Annotated in this window: 18 protein-coding genes; all 18 read right to left on the bottom strand. The window is 40.1% G+C overall.

All coding sequences use genetic code 11. The annotated features are described in order from the left end of the window. Nucleotides 1-11: 11 nt before the first annotated feature. The 18 genes from EUBDOL_RS04955 to EUBDOL_RS04870 all read right to left on the bottom strand — a co-directional run bounded on the left by EUBDOL_RS04955 (nt 12) and on the right by EUBDOL_RS04870 (nt 14,100). Nucleotides 12-941 carry a sporulation protein YqfD gene (locus tag EUBDOL_RS04955; protein WP_004799203.1) on the bottom strand — a complete coding sequence of 310 codons (930 nt, stop codon included), beginning with the start codon at nt 939-941 and terminating at the stop codon, nt 12-14. Then, nucleotides 931-1,185 carry a YabP/YqfC family sporulation protein gene (locus EUBDOL_RS04950; protein WP_004799200.1) on the bottom strand — a complete coding sequence of 85 codons (255 nt, stop codon included), beginning with the start codon at nt 1,183-1,185 and terminating at the stop codon, nt 931-933. The genes EUBDOL_RS04955 and EUBDOL_RS04950 overlap by 11 nt, the downstream gene beginning before the upstream one ends. Before the next feature lie 108 nt (nt 1,186-1,293). Beyond that, nucleotides 1,294-1,473, bottom strand: a complete 180-nt coding sequence (rpsU, locus tag EUBDOL_RS04945; protein WP_002609166.1) for a 30S ribosomal protein S21 — start codon at nt 1,471-1,473, stop codon at nt 1,294-1,296. A gap of 106 nt (nt 1,474-1,579) precedes the next feature. After that, nucleotides 1,580-3,040, bottom strand: a complete 1,461-nt coding sequence (locus EUBDOL_RS04940) for a UDP-N-acetylmuramoyl-L-alanyl-D-glutamate--2,6-diaminopimelate ligase (RefSeq protein WP_040463186.1) — start codon at nt 3,038-3,040, stop codon at nt 1,580-1,582. Then, nucleotides 3,037-4,344 carry a tRNA (N(6)-L-threonylcarbamoyladenosine(37)-C(2))-methylthiotransferase MtaB gene (gene mtaB / locus EUBDOL_RS04935; RefSeq protein ID WP_004799194.1) on the bottom strand — a complete coding sequence of 436 codons (1,308 nt, stop codon included), beginning with the start codon at nt 4,342-4,344 and terminating at the stop codon, nt 3,037-3,039. Before mtaB ends, EUBDOL_RS04940 begins: the two co-directional genes overlap by 4 nt. A gap of 4 nt (nt 4,345-4,348) precedes the next feature. Further along, entirely contained in the window at nt 4,349-5,137 is a 789-nt protein-coding gene (locus tag EUBDOL_RS04930) for a hypothetical protein (RefSeq protein WP_004799193.1), read from the bottom strand. Beyond that, nucleotides 5,134-5,880 (bottom strand): 16S rRNA (uracil(1498)-N(3))-methyltransferase, encoded by a 747-nt coding sequence (locus tag EUBDOL_RS04925; RefSeq protein WP_040463328.1) that lies wholly within the window; start codon nt 5,878-5,880, stop codon nt 5,134-5,136. The genes EUBDOL_RS04930 and EUBDOL_RS04925 overlap by 4 nt, the downstream gene beginning before the upstream one ends. A gap of 78 nt (nt 5,881-5,958) precedes the next feature. Continuing rightward, complete coding sequence (locus EUBDOL_RS04920) at nt 5,959-6,693, bottom strand: pseudouridine synthase (protein ID WP_004799189.1); 735 nt, start codon at nt 6,691-6,693, stop codon at nt 5,959-5,961. A gap of 58 nt (nt 6,694-6,751) precedes the next feature. Next, nucleotides 6,752-7,291 carry a spore maturation protein gene (locus EUBDOL_RS04915; protein WP_235713696.1) on the bottom strand — a complete coding sequence of 180 codons (540 nt, stop codon included), beginning with the start codon at nt 7,289-7,291 and terminating at the stop codon, nt 6,752-6,754. Further along, complete coding sequence (locus EUBDOL_RS04910) at nt 7,260-7,832, bottom strand: nucleoside recognition domain-containing protein (protein ID WP_004799186.1); 573 nt, start codon at nt 7,830-7,832, stop codon at nt 7,260-7,262. Before EUBDOL_RS04910 ends, EUBDOL_RS04915 begins: the two co-directional genes overlap by 32 nt. Then, on the bottom strand, nt 7,829-8,821 hold the full coding sequence (locus tag EUBDOL_RS04905) for a D-alanyl-D-alanine carboxypeptidase family protein (protein ID WP_004799184.1): 993 nt from the start codon (nt 8,819-8,821) through the stop codon (nt 7,829-7,831). Before EUBDOL_RS04905 ends, EUBDOL_RS04910 begins: the two co-directional genes overlap by 4 nt. Before the next feature lie 93 nt (nt 8,822-8,914). Further along, nucleotides 8,915-9,496 (bottom strand): SMC-Scp complex subunit ScpB, encoded by a 582-nt coding sequence (scpB, locus tag EUBDOL_RS04900; RefSeq protein WP_004799181.1) that lies wholly within the window; start codon nt 9,494-9,496, stop codon nt 8,915-8,917. Beyond that, entirely contained in the window at nt 9,489-10,235 is a 747-nt protein-coding gene (locus EUBDOL_RS04895; protein ID WP_420482115.1) for a segregation and condensation protein A, read from the bottom strand. The genes scpB and EUBDOL_RS04895 overlap by 8 nt, the downstream gene beginning before the upstream one ends. Nucleotides 10,236-10,489: 254 nt before the next feature. After that, complete coding sequence (locus tag EUBDOL_RS04890) at nt 10,490-10,933, bottom strand: GNAT family N-acetyltransferase (protein WP_004799177.1); 444 nt, start codon at nt 10,931-10,933, stop codon at nt 10,490-10,492. 23 nt (nt 10,934-10,956) lie between these two features. Next, nucleotides 10,957-12,303: a spore germination protein gene (locus tag EUBDOL_RS04885; protein ID WP_235713695.1), complete on the bottom strand. Its 1,347-nt coding sequence runs from the start codon at nt 12,301-12,303 to the stop codon at nt 10,957-10,959. 8 nt (nt 12,304-12,311) lie between these two features. Continuing rightward, nucleotides 12,312-12,662 carry a stage V sporulation protein AE gene (spoVAE, locus tag EUBDOL_RS04880; protein WP_022420920.1) on the bottom strand — a complete coding sequence of 117 codons (351 nt, stop codon included), beginning with the start codon at nt 12,660-12,662 and terminating at the stop codon, nt 12,312-12,314. A 4-nt stretch (nt 12,663-12,666) separates the two neighbouring features. After that, nucleotides 12,667-13,656, bottom strand: a complete 990-nt coding sequence (locus tag EUBDOL_RS04875) for a stage V sporulation protein AD (RefSeq protein ID WP_004799173.1) — start codon at nt 13,654-13,656, stop codon at nt 12,667-12,669. A gap of 3 nt (nt 13,657-13,659) precedes the next feature. Then, nucleotides 13,660-14,100 carry a SpoVA/SpoVAEb family sporulation membrane protein gene (locus EUBDOL_RS04870; RefSeq protein WP_040463180.1) on the bottom strand — a complete coding sequence of 147 codons (441 nt, stop codon included), beginning with the start codon at nt 14,098-14,100 and terminating at the stop codon, nt 13,660-13,662. Between the last annotated feature and the right edge of the window lie 61 nt (nt 14,101-14,161).

Genomic DNA, 14,161 nt, shown 5'->3' with positions numbered 1-14,161 from the left:
AGAATCTCCTATCATCTGGGAGTTGTAATATCCTTATATAAGGTATAATGAACAACCATTTCTATTTTACCCATATCCGTAGAGAATTGCAAAATATTTTCTTTTGAAATCTTATCTCCTATACGAAAATCCAAAGAAGCAATACGTCTTGCCTCCATCAATAAATCAAAGAATTGAAAGCTTTTGGGAAGCCTATTGGAAGGCATCGTTACACGAACATCTTTCCACACATAAGCATATACCCTTCCTTCTACATCGGTTTTAGCTTCCTGTCCCTTGCTATCAAGAAGTACATTATCTACCAATATATCTCCTTTGTGCACAAATTCATTCACCCTACGACATTTCGAGCCATGGGAAACTTCAAATTGTGCAATCACTCCGTCCTCTTGGGCAATTAAAGCATCTTGTTTTAATACCTGTAACTTAGCAAATTCCTTAGGTGTGTATGTGATAACATAACGACTACCTTCTTGATAGGCTTCCAACCATGCTATATCATTTTCCAAGCGCTTTTTCAGCTTTGCTTTCATCTCTGCCAGATCCTTATCATAAAAGGGAGTACGATAGCCAAGCTCTTGCAAGGTAGATGCAATGAGCTGGCGGTGCTTCTCGCTTTCACCACGAATATCAATCGTTAATACGGTTTGTGAGCAGACGTACCAAAGCAGCATACTGATAAGCAAAGCAAGCAGACGATACGGCTTACGAAGGCTACGAAGTAGGTAAGCAATCGCTCCGGTTGTTGCGACAAGCTCAGCTTCCTTTAAAGCATGTACAATATTGCGTCTTTGCCATACATGAGCATAAAAGCAAATAGCAGTTTTTTGAAAGGAAATATCATACAGCTCCAAATCAAAAACTTTCACAATTCGTAAAAAAGTTTCTACCGGCATATCTACACGCCAAGCATCAAGCCCCATAGCCCTTCTATTGAACATGCTGAAACCTCACTTGAGAAAGTATACCCTCCATAAGCAGCTCATTCTTTTCTAAAGCCAAGACCTGAATATGCTCTCCCACAAATTCGATTTCCGCAGCATCGGTTACTACCTTCACTCGATTTGTAGAAATGAATAGAATCTGCTCATAATGTTCCAATAGGATTTTATTGTTATGAATAGACAGCACGCTTTCACCCCTATGTAACAGAATACGTTTTACCATAGCTGAATATGCTCGCATGCTCCATTCACTTGTTTATTATAAAACGAAAAAGAACAAGAAATGTTAATTTTATGTAAAGTTATTCCATACTCACAAATATATAAAAAAAGAAGTCAAATTGACTTCTTATTTCCCACGACGTGCTTTACGTGCAGCTTCTGATTTTAATTTACGACGAACGCCTGGCTTTACGTAAAACTCTCTTTTGCGAGCTTCAGCAAGGGTACCATTTCTTGACACCTGACGCTTAAATCTGCGTAGTGCGTCATCAAGAACTTCGTTTTCTTTAAGTACTACTTTCGGCATGTTGACCCTCCCTTCTGATGCAAGCACATTTATTATACTGAAAAGTTCATGAAAATGCAACAAATTTTGTATCATTTATGTATAAATCGCGTTAATTTACATATAATTAGTTATTTTCCTCGTGATTATCTAAGCAATAACGACGAATACACTCTCTGGCAACATTATGATCTCCCAACCAAGGCTCGCGACCGAACTCGCGATACATAAACACCTCATCACCTTTTCCTAAAATCAAAACGGTATCATAAGCACCGGCACTTTCAATCGCTTGGCGAATCGCATTGTAACGATCTTCAATAAAAATATTCTTGGTATCCTTAATACCCTCTTTAATCTCATTAGCAATTTCCCTTGCATCTTCATCACGAGGATCATCTTCCGTCAAAATGATGCTATCACAATATTTCGAAGCAATTTCACCGAATACCTTTCTTTTCTTCGTATCTCGCTTTCCTGCCGAACCAAAAACCGCAATAATACTGTGGCCCTCCTTGGTAATATCCTTTGCATATTCAAACACCTTTTCCAAGCCATCGGGCGTATGTGCAAAATCGACAATCACATTAAATAACTGGCCCTCATCAATTCGCTCCATGCGTCCTTCAATCTGTTTGATGCTTGCCAAATACGGCAACATATCCTCGATGGCAATACCAGCCTCACACATACCGGCAATCGCACCTAGCAAATTGTAAATATTATACATAGCAACCAAATTGGTTTTTATGGTATAGCTTTTTTCATGATGAAGCAACGTAAATTGCGAACCATCGGTTTGGATTTGAATGTCCATCGCTCGATAATCGGAATCATGCTTTATTCCATAGGTAACCAAACGTCCGTTCGTGCAATCCGCAAAAGCTTGATAATACGCATCATCACGATTCAAAACGGCAACTCCATCGGATTTCAAATTGGTAAACAGCTTTTTCTTTGCCTCTAAATAATTTTCAATCGTTCCATGAAAATCTAAGTGATCATATGTAAGGTTAGAGAAAATCGCAATATCAAAATCCACACTCATCACTCGTCCAAGCTCTAAGCCATGAGAGCTAACTTCTAAAGCACAAGCCTCCATGCCCGCTGCACGCATATCTGCCATAGATTTATGAATCAAGATCGGATCCGGTGTGGTTAAACTTGGTGGCAGTTCTACATCACCATAGCGAATTGCAATCGTACCGATATAACCGCAAGGGTGAAAATGTGAATAAACATCTTGAATAATACTGGTAATCGTACTTTTTCCATTCGTACCTGTAACACCAAATACCTTCATATACCGACTTGGGTGCTGATAAAATAAGGAAGCAATTCGATTCAATGTGCGATTTACATTTTCTACCTGAATATAAGCAACTCCCTTGTGCATGTGCTCAATCGGCTTTGCATGAACGATTGCTTTCACTCCCTTCGCAATAACATCTTCTACAAAATCATGACCATCAAACATAATGCCGCTCATACAGAAATAAATATCATTCGGCTTAGCTTGGCGGGAGTCAAGACAAAGGCCCTCGATTTCTATTTCCGGTGCCTGTTCAAACATTTCGGATAACTTCATAGCGTTTCCTCCTTTACACATACACCATAAAGAACATCATCTTTCAACTCGCTAATCAATACATCACACAAGGTGTGAAGAGCTCCGGCTTCTTTTTTCGCATAGACCTCAAGATACTCACTACTATGCCCAAAAAGCATTCCTTCAACCTCTTTTTCAAAAAGTACAGAAATTTTTTGTCCGATAAATCGCTGCTTATAAGAAGTATATAGTTCTTTGGAAAGCTGTGCAAGCTTGGCTCCACGCGCTTTCTTAGTTTTGCGATCCAAGTGTCCCGGCATTTTCGCAGCATCAGTAAAATCACGCTTTGAATATGGAAACACATGCAGAAAGCTTAGCTGCATTTCTTCTATATTACGGTATCCTTCCATAAATTCTTCTTCACTCTCTTGTGGAAAACCGGTAATTACATCACTGGAAATACTAATATCCGCAATCTGTGAGCGTATATAAGCAACGCGTTCCATAAACCACTCCACAGTATACGGCCTTCTCATACGCTGTAAAACCGTGTTGCTTGCGGCCTGCAAAGGAATATGTAGGTGTCGGGCAATGCGTGGCTCTTCCTTCATAAACGCAATCAGCTCATCACTTATTTCATTCATTTCAATGGAGGAAATACGAATACGACGCAGCTTAGGAACCTCGGCTACCAAACGCTTTAATAAATCCAAAAGATTCCGCCCCGTTCCATTCCCATAGCGGCCGGTATGAATACCGGTTAAAACAATTTCCAAATGCTGATTATTTACCAACTGTTTTGCACTCTCAATAACCTGATCCTCTGCTAAAGAGCGCTCTGCTCCTCTTGCGTAAGGTATGATACAATAGCTGCAAAATTGATTACAGCCATCTTGTATTTTCAAAAAGGCTCTGGTTTGATGCTCAAAACGCTCAACCTTTAACGCTTCAAATGCAGAAATCGAGCGAGCATCAATCCTTTCCTCACATACTGATTGTCCTTGTAAATAAGCTTCAATCTGATCCACAAGCATACTCTTCCCCTTGCTGCCTACTAGGATACTCACACCGTCAATATCAGCAACCTGATCATGATTGCTTTGCACATAGCAGCCAACAACCGCAATACAGGCAGTAGGATTTAAAGCATGCGCCTGATGTATTTTCTGTCTGGATTTACTAGCAGCGGTATTGGTTACGGCACAGGTATTGATAATATAAATATCCGCTTTTTCCTTAAAAGAAACCTCTGTATAGCCTCTTTCCAGCAAAGCCGCTTCATAGCCCTGTGATTCATACGTATTTACTTTACAGCCCAATGTGGCAATCGCAAATGTTTTCATCTTCTCACTCCTGCTTTTGTTTCTTTTTTTCTACTCGTTTCGCTTGCTTTTTTCTAAGCTTTATCAGTTTTCGCTGCATGCGCTTAGATAGCAGTTCACTTTGTAATAGGATTTCACCTAACCTACCTTCATCATCTTGTAAAAAAGCATTTGCCAAGCTTTGCTTCAAATCCTGTGTAAGCTTTTGCTTAAGCGGTAAGGACAGACATTTCTCATACCCCTTATCCGTATAGCGATAAAAGCGATGGTTGCTTTCATGATATAAGACAAAGCAATGTTCATCTTTCGCAATACAAGCAGCGCTTGTCCAGCCTAGCTCGTATGGTAAGCAGCCATACAAATCACCTTTAAGCTGATCTTGATAGCTGCGAATAAAGGTGTGATACTGCTTCAAATCCAATAGAATAATCTCATCGGTATATAAATGATTGAATTTTGCTTGAAAACATGGCATATAGATCTCTTGTGTATCCCACACAAAACATGTCAGCTCCTGCTTTAGGCGCATAATATCCAAATTCATTTGTTTCTTACGTTCTTGATAGGTCAAATCATACCAATAATCATACATGCGTACATAGGTATCGAAAAAAACTTCTTCAAAACGCTCTTTAACATCAATCGAATACGCTACCAGTTCATAATAAAGCATCGCAACATCATCAAGATCCTTTACTTCAACCCCACATGCTTCTAAGCGCTGCTTTCTTTTTTTCCATGCTTTGCGATATTCTTTATCTTCTACCAGCTTTTTATCATATTTTTTATTCAACAGCTCATATAAATGCTTCATTGCTTATCACCAGCCATATCATAATAAAAAGACGTTCCATGAATTGCCGCAAGAGCAGCTGTTTCCGCTCGCAAAATACGCGCACCTAAACTTACTCTGTGATATCCCATTTCCATCAGCATAGAAACCTCCTCTTTCGAAAAGCCTCCTTCTGAACCGATTGCAATCGTTACAGAGCTTATCTTTGGATACTTTGCCAATAAACGATGCAGCTTTTCACTTGTTGCATCGGCATCTTCATAAGCGATGATATTCAATTCGCTTTTATAACGCGCCGCATCTTTTAACAAGCATGGTTCCTTCAAATCTACAAGCGTAGAACGCTTGCATTGCTCACATGCCTCCAACAATATTTTATTCCAACGCAAAAGCTTTTTATCCATGCGCTCCTCCTTTGCTTTTACAACGGTTCGCGAACTGGTAAAAGGAACGATGCAATCTACACCGAGCTCTGCGCTTTTCTGTAATACATAATCCCATTTTTCTTTTTTGATCATTCCCTGCAGCAATGTAATACGTACAGCATTTCGCGTATGATCTTCGATTTTTTGATCCAAATGAGCTATTACTTTTTTTCCTTCAAATAAAAGATGTGCAAAAAACATCGTATTCTCTTTATCGACGATACGCACAACATCGTTTTCGCGCATTCGCAGCACATGGGAAACATGATGTGCCTGCTCATCATTTAAAACAATATAATCATTGATCTGCGCACGTTTTGAATAAAAATACTGTTGCATAAAATCACCTCGATAATCATACATCATTTTATAGGGAACTGCAATATGAAGCATAAAAGAGCAGACCCTCGTCTGCCTTTATTCAATATGCTTGCCTTGTGTTGCCAAGGTACGCAGCTTTTTTACCTCAAAAGGCTTCAGCGTACGATATTCTCCCTGTCGTAAATCACTACAGCCTAAAAAGGCAATCTGCTTACGATGAAGCCTTCGCACCTCATAGCCAAGTGCTTCCATCATTCGCTTAATCTGTCGGTTGCGCCCCTCATAAATCGTTAAATCAAAGCTGCATTGATTTTTTTTCAAATCCTTTTCCGTAATCTTGAATTTTGCCGGCATGGTCTTATAGCCATCGTCTAAAACGATTCCGTTTTTTAGTTTTCGCATATCCTCCGGCTTTAAAATACCATTGATGGTTAAATTGTAAACCTTTGGCAAATGATAACGCGGGTGAATGATCTCATTGGCAAAATCGCCGTCATTGGTTAATAAAAGCACACCACTTGTATCATAATCCAAACGCCCTACTGTGAATATTCGCTCCGTTCCTTCCACTAGCTCAATAACGGTCTTACGCCCGAATTCATCGTTGCTGGTACACATTGATTTCTTCGGCTTATTCATCAGATAATAGACCTTTCCTTCCTTTTCGATCATCTTACCATCAACGGCAATTTGATCTCCCTTTTTCACTTTATATCCCAGCTCACTTACGAGCTGACCATTGACACTGACACGACCCTGCACGATCAATTCCTCGCATTTTCTACGAGAAGCAATTCCGGCAGCTGCCATCACTTTTTGTAATCGTTCCATATTTTACAACTCCTCATGAGTATTTTACATGAAGATAGAGAGTTTGTAAAAGCTTTTTTCAAGAGCTTAAAAAAACAAGTGCCAACAAAACCGCCATACCTATCCCCGCAGCATCGGCAATTAAGCCAATGGATAGCGCATTTTTGATTTTCTTAATTCCTACACTGGAAAAATACAACGTGATGACATATAACGTTGTATCCGTTGAACCTTGAATGATACTTGCCATTTGACCGGCAAGAGAATCGACACCGACATTTTGAAATATGTCTACCAATACTGCTAAGGAGGCACTTCCGGAAATCGGACGAAAAAAGACCATCGGCCAAATAGAAGCCGGAAGAACTTGTATATAGCGTGCAATATAGCCGCATAGCAAATCCATCAATCCACTTTCTCTTAAAAGCGATATTGCCAGCATCATCGCAAGCAAGGCCGGATAAACATCTAAAAAAAGCAACACCCCATCACGTACTCCTTGTAAAAATGCTTGATAGGCATTCACTCGTCGAAGCATTGCTGTTATTACTACGACCAATACGATAAGCGGAAGGATATACATTGTTTTACTTACGATAATTCCACCACCGATCCACAAGTAAGCCGATCAAACTTGCAAATGTCGTAGCCAATATGGCATACGGCATAAATCCTGTAACATTTTGCGAATGAAAGGAGGCACGCAAGGCAATCAGGGTTGTTGAAAATAAGGTTACACCCGCCGTATTCAATACTAAAAACGTAATCATAGAGCGACTTGCCGTATCCTTATTGGGGTTATGCTTTTGCATTCCTTCCATTGCCTTTAAACCTGCCGGAGTGGCTGCTGAGCCTAGTCCGACCATATTGACAACGATATTGGTCGCAATTAAACCCAGGGTTTCTTTATCTTCTCGCAAATCCGGGAATAAGCGTTTTAAAAAAGGGTGAAACATCTGTCCCAAAAAATGTAAAATGCCGGCTTCTTTCGCAACATATAAAATTCCATTCCAAAAAGCCATTGCACACAATAACGGTATAACAAAATCGAAAGTTTCCTTGCCGACTTCCAGCAATACGGTATTTACTGCCTCCACTTGATTTGTAACCAAACAATAGCTAAGAGCAAGCAAAATAAGAAGCAGCCAAATCAGGTTCATAATCGCTCTCCTGTTGTTTTCTTTGATGCTGCTAAAGGAAAGCGATACAGTAGGCTTTGTTCATGATGCTGTAGTTCATAAACCATCTCTCCCTGTTCAATATGTGAATGTACACGAAGATTTGCACCTGTTCCCTTTTTATGTGCAACATAAAGCTTACGCTCCACAGCAAATTGTTTCTCTTGAACCCGATAGCTTCCCTTATCCAACCATACCAATGCCTCATATTCCTCGCTTACCCTTTGATGTGCTTGTTCATGAAAGCGAAAGTCATCATGCATATCCAAGGTTACGACAATGCTTTCCAACTGCTTGTTCTTGGCACTTGTTACTAAAGTTCTTCCTGCCTGCTTAGTAAAACCGGTTTTCCCGGCTGTGCTTTTATCATAGGAAAACAACAGCCTATTTTTATTTTTCCAACGATAATTCCATTCGCTCGTGTAATACTTCGTACCGGCAATTTTACGGAAGGTACGATTTTTCAAGGCATAGCTCATAAGCAATGCCATATCGTAGGCAGTCGATACATTTCCTCCATCTTTTTCGTCTAAACCGGTCGGATTTCGAAACAGGGTTCTACTCATTCCGATTTCTTTTGCCTTTTCATTCATCATCGCTACAAAATTCTCTTCATTTCCGCCAACGTGTTCGGCAATCTCCACTGCAGCATCATTTCCGCTTCTAAGCATCAGCCCATACAGCAGACTTTCCAAAGAAACCATTTGGTCTTTCTGTAAATAGATCATCGATCCATCAACCGTTTCGATTGCCTCACTGCATTGCCATCGATCTTGCAAATTTCCTTTTTCAATAGCAATCATCGCTGTCATGATTTTTGAAATACTCGCAACACTTTGTTGCTTATGCATATCCTTTTCTTCCAATACCTGCTGATCCTCACCGCTCATTACACAATAGCTTTCAGCTTTAATCGGCAGTATTTGAAGGGTTAGCAAAAGCAAACAGCATATAATCTTTTTCAATTCCATCACCTAATGAAGTATATGCCGCAAAGCCGTAAATATGAAAGTAGGTATTTGTCAAAAAGAAAAAGCAACTCGATAGCTGCTTTACGATAAATATTATTTTGTATCGGTTTCGCTGTTGATGATTTCCTCATCAAACAATTCTTCATCAACCTGTTCCTTAAAGTCCGGCAAATCCGGTAGTTCCTTTAAGCTTTCCAGCTGAAAGGTATCCATAAACTCTTTCGTAACTTCATAAAGAAAGGGACGCCCAGGTGCATCGCTTCTTCCACATTCCTTAATCAAACTTCTTGCCAATAGCTTACGAATCATCATATCACAGCCGACTCCGCGGATTTCTTCGATTTCCACACGTGTGATCGGCTGCTTATATGCGATGATTGCAAGGGTTTCCAAGGCGGCGTTGGATAAGGTGGCCATCTTAGTAGCGGCAAATAACTTTTCGGCATACGGGTGCAGCATTTCCTTAGATACAAATTTATAGTTTCCGCCATAACAAACAAGTTCGATTCCGTGATCCGCTTGCAAATATTCCTCCATCATAGCATCTAAAGCTTTCAACAGTTCTTCCTCATTGACAGCTTCTGTTTCAAAGCAGCTCAATAACTGTTTTATGCTTAATCCTTCATCACCGCTTAAATATAACAATCCTTCTAAAATCGCATGCAGGCTAGGCATATTCCTCACTCCCTTTTATAATCCAAATCATTTCTTCTTCATCTATATGATACGTAATTTCCCGATGCTTAATCAAATCAAGCAGTGAAAGAAAGGTAACGATCACCATGTGCAAATCTATACAATCATCACATAATTCCACAAAACTCATTTTTCCAACCCAATGATTTAAACGTTGCTTTATTTGTAAAACTCGTTCATCTAGGGAAAGTTCCTTTACTGTCATCTTGGTTTCATAAGGGTGCGTCAAAGCAACACGCCGCAAAACCTTATGCATCGCCTTAAACAAATCATAGGGACTTCCCTTTAATTCGGTTTCTATGGTCGTTTGTCTCCATGCTTGCGTAATCTCACTGATTGGCTTTTCCAAACACAAGGCACGTTTTTTTTGTGCTTCATCAAAAGCAGCACTGATTTCTTTAAAGCGCTGATACTCCAACAAACGCTTCACTAGGCGTTCTCGCTGATCCTCTTCAAATTCCTCTGTGATGACTACCTTCTCACGCGGTAAAAGTTTCTTGCTTTTATATTCCAACAGACCGGCAAGCTCACTTAAATATTCACTGGCAACCTCCAAATGCAGCGATTCCATGGCATTCAGATATTGCAAATACTGATCGGTTAGTATATTCATATCCAAATCAAATAAATCCAATTTATTATCCTTGATTAAATGCAGCATTAAATCCAAAGGACCTTCGAATTGATCAATTGTTACCGTAAATGCCAACTTCCTCACCTCAAATATTCGCTTATCATTATAACAAAAAATCCACTTGCTTACACTATACAATCTAGATAAATAGCCAAAATTATGTAAAAACTCTACAAAATCAAGGCACTCTTTGTTACATTTCAAACTGAAAATCTATTTTCATCAAAAAAAGAGCCCTTCTTATTACAAGTTCAATCGAAAAGGACTCCCTTCATTCACATTATATCATTTTCTGCACTGCACGATTTCTTTTGCTAAGCAATGCTTTCATAAGTCCACTACGTCTTTTTTCCAATATCCAACGTAAACTTATAATGTCGCATCGTCATTTCATGCTTACGATAAAAAACATGTGCTTGTGTACGCGTATCTTTGCTTGAAAGCTCCAATAGCTGTGCTTTGCAAGCTTGGGCAATACTTATAAGCTGAGAAAACATATAGCTGCCGATTCCCTGATGACGAAATTCCTCTTTTACAATAAACTCCTCGATTTCCGCAACCGGAAAGCTGTGATGCAATGGATAGCGAATAGAAAGACTTGCGAAAGCACAGGGAACGCCTCGGTAATATACAAGATAGCACTGCTTATCTACACCTTGCCTATTAACAAGCCAAACCTTATGAAAATAGGCTCTGGCAAGCAGCTCTTGTTGTAGTTCACTTACCAACTCATACACCACTTGTTCATCTTCAATCTGACATTTTTTCATTTCTATATCCATGCTGCATTACCTCTTTTCATATATCATGATTTTTTATGAATACGGATAGGATCGCCTAACCATATTCGTTTAAACTCCTTCCATGAAAACGGGATAAACGGATATAGGTACGGATACTTAATCGTTTTGGTTGATAGCAATATAGAAATATGAACCAAGACCGCAAAGCAAAAACCACTTGTTCCAAAGTACAATGCACAAAGTCCTATCAAGATACGAAACAGTTTGTTTGCCAACGAAAGCTCATAGGAAGGAGTAAGCAGATTTCCGATATTACATAGTGCGATCATAATCAAAATTTCCTTCGTATAGGCACCAAGTTCTACTGCCATATCCCCTAATACAAATACAGCAACAAAGCTCATGATCCCCGATAATACCGTCGGTGTGTGAATCAAGGACTGCCGCAGCCATTCTACAACAACATCGGCAAATATGATCTGAAAGCCAAATTCGTATAGGCGAATATCATGCATCGGCAGCTGTAACATCGTTGGATTTTGATCGACAACCAGTGCAATCCACAGTGGTAACAGATACAAAGAAAAGGCAATGCCAATCAAACGAAGCATACGTGTAAATAATGCTACAAGCGTAGTTTGTGTATATTCCTCCATTTGCTTGGTCTGTTCAAAAAAGGTTGTAGGTAAGATCATGGCACTTGGTGAATTATCACATAGCACAATAACATAGCCCTGTAAAAGATGGATTGCACAAATATCCGGACGCTCACTGTATCGAACATGTGGATAGGGATTCCACGTTTTCCCATACAAAGCCTCACACAGATTGCGTTCATTGATGATTTCACATTCCTGCATATCTCGTAAACGATGCTCAAAATCTTCTAGCACATCAACGTCGACCAGCTTCTCTAAATACAAATAGGCTATGTCCGTCTTTGTCTTACTTCCCTTTTTTGCGATTTTAACACATAATTGCGGATCACGAATTCGCCTGCGAATAAGTCCAACATTGAAAATAATATTTTCAACAAAGCCATCATGAGCACCACGTACACTTTTTTCTACACTTGGTTCGCCATTTTGCCTGGAAGGATAGCTTCTTGTTTCAATGCAATAATACGCCTCGCTCTCCTCCAACAAAACCAAACATTGCCCACTAAGCATATTCACAAGTGCTTCCTGCCGATCATATACCGTTGTAACCGCTCCTGGATAAAAGGTAATCGCTAAACCGTTGGAAGCAGTAATCACAAAACCCTCAACCAAATCGGATAATAGACTTGGATCGCTTAAAGAGGACAAAAAGATCAAATAGGCATGTTTCCCCTCAATGGTAATGCTGCGATATACAACATCAAAGGAAGAAGCTAGTTGTGCTTTCATTTCCTGACAGCGCCGATCCATAGATGCCTTCATGATTTCGGCTTACACACAAGAGCAGTCAGGAAAGCAAATAAAATCGCACTGGTAATACCGGCAGCTGTCAAATCAAAGATACCAAGTAAAATTCCGATGATGCCATCGCTTTCCGCCTTTGCCAATGCCCCATGAATAAGTGAGTGTCCGAAACTGGTTATGGGGATACTTGCCCCCATTTGCGCAAATTCAATAAGTTTATCATATAGACCGAAGCTATCCAATGCAGCACCGATTACAACAAACAAAGAGGTAATATGACCGGCTGTCCACTTCGTATTATCATAAATCAGCTGACCGATAGCACAAATACTTCCGCAAACCAAAAAGGCTTTAAAAAATATCATTGTTTCAGCTCCTTTCATATACGATCGCATGAGCGATACAAGGGATACTCTCTTTTTGTTGAATGGCTATTGGCGACAGCAAAGCACCGGTTGCAAGTACCATGATTCGTCTTGCTTCCTGCTGTTCCAACAAATCCAAAAGCTTGGTCATAGATACGCACATACTGCAAGCACACCCACTTCCGCCACAAAATACATTTTGCTTAACAATGTCATAAATCATCAATCCGCAATCCTGCAGCTTTTCCTCACAGCAATAGCCGTTTTGTAACAGCAAATCCCGCAAAAAAGCGAATCCCAGCTTGGAAAGATCGCCGGTTACAATCAAATCGAAATCTTGAAAACTTTGATTTGTATCTTTAAAATAAGTGGTTAAGGTATCATAAGCAGCCGGAGCCATGGCGACTCCCATATCATTGGCATCATTATATTGCCAATCCACCACCTTACCAACCGTAAAGGAAGCTACCTTAAGTTTACTTTTTTTACGTGATAACAGCACTGCTCCCGCACCTGTAACCGTACAAGTGGTTGTTTCTTTTTTCTGAATTCCATATTCATTAGGAAAGCGAAATTGTCGCTCTGCTGTTGCTACATGAGAGCTGGTAAATGCCAAAGCGGTTTTTGCCAGTTGATGCTCTACCCATAGCGCCGCCTGTCCGATGACCAAACTTGAGCTTGCACATGCTGCATACATACCTAAAAAGGATATAGGAAACTCTTTTGCAAAATAATGTGAGCTTGTCAGCTGATTGATCAAATCGCCGCCAATCATGACTTCGATATCCTTAATAGAATAATCCGATTTTCGTATCGTCGCATCGACCGCCTCCTGCAACATATAGCGTTCTGCTTTTTCAAAGCTATCCTGCTGACAGGTGTTATCCTCATGGGTGTAATCAAAGCGATTCCCCAATGGCCCCTGCTTTTCCAACAAGCCGACACTTGTTCCTCGTGAGGCTACATACACATTATGAAAATGAATCGTTGTCATAGGCTACCCTCCCATTACCAAATAGCGTAACATCCCGAATAAAACCGCCGCACAGATTCCATAAGTAAGCACTGAGCCGGCAAGTTTAAACATATTGCTGCCGATACCGAAAATCAAGCCCTCGCTTTTTCCCTCCATAGCGCATGAGGTTAGAGCATTCGCAAAACCGGAAATCGGCACAAACAAGCCTGCCCCACAATACTGTGCAAGCTTGTCGAAAACACCAAGACCGGTCAAAACCGCACTCAAAACAACGATACTGACAACGGAAATTGAAATTGCCATATCTTTTTCCATTTCAAAAATCCGCATATACAGCTCAAATAAGCCCTGTGCCAAAATTCCCATACCACCACCACTCAAAAACGCCATTGCCACATTGCGAAACTTCTTCGATTGCGGTACATGTCGTTTGCTTGTTTCCTTTAACATTCGTATGTCCATAATATCACTCCTTGCTTGTAGTATGCACAAGCCCTCCATGCTTATGAGGAAATCTTTTATT

The sequence above is a fragment of the Amedibacillus dolichus DSM 3991 genome, from assembly GCF_000154285.1.
Classification (GTDB): Bacteria; Bacillota_I; Bacilli_A; order Erysipelotrichales; family Erysipelotrichaceae; genus Amedibacillus; species Amedibacillus dolichus.
This window is presented reverse-complemented; position numbering and strand designations above follow the sequence as displayed.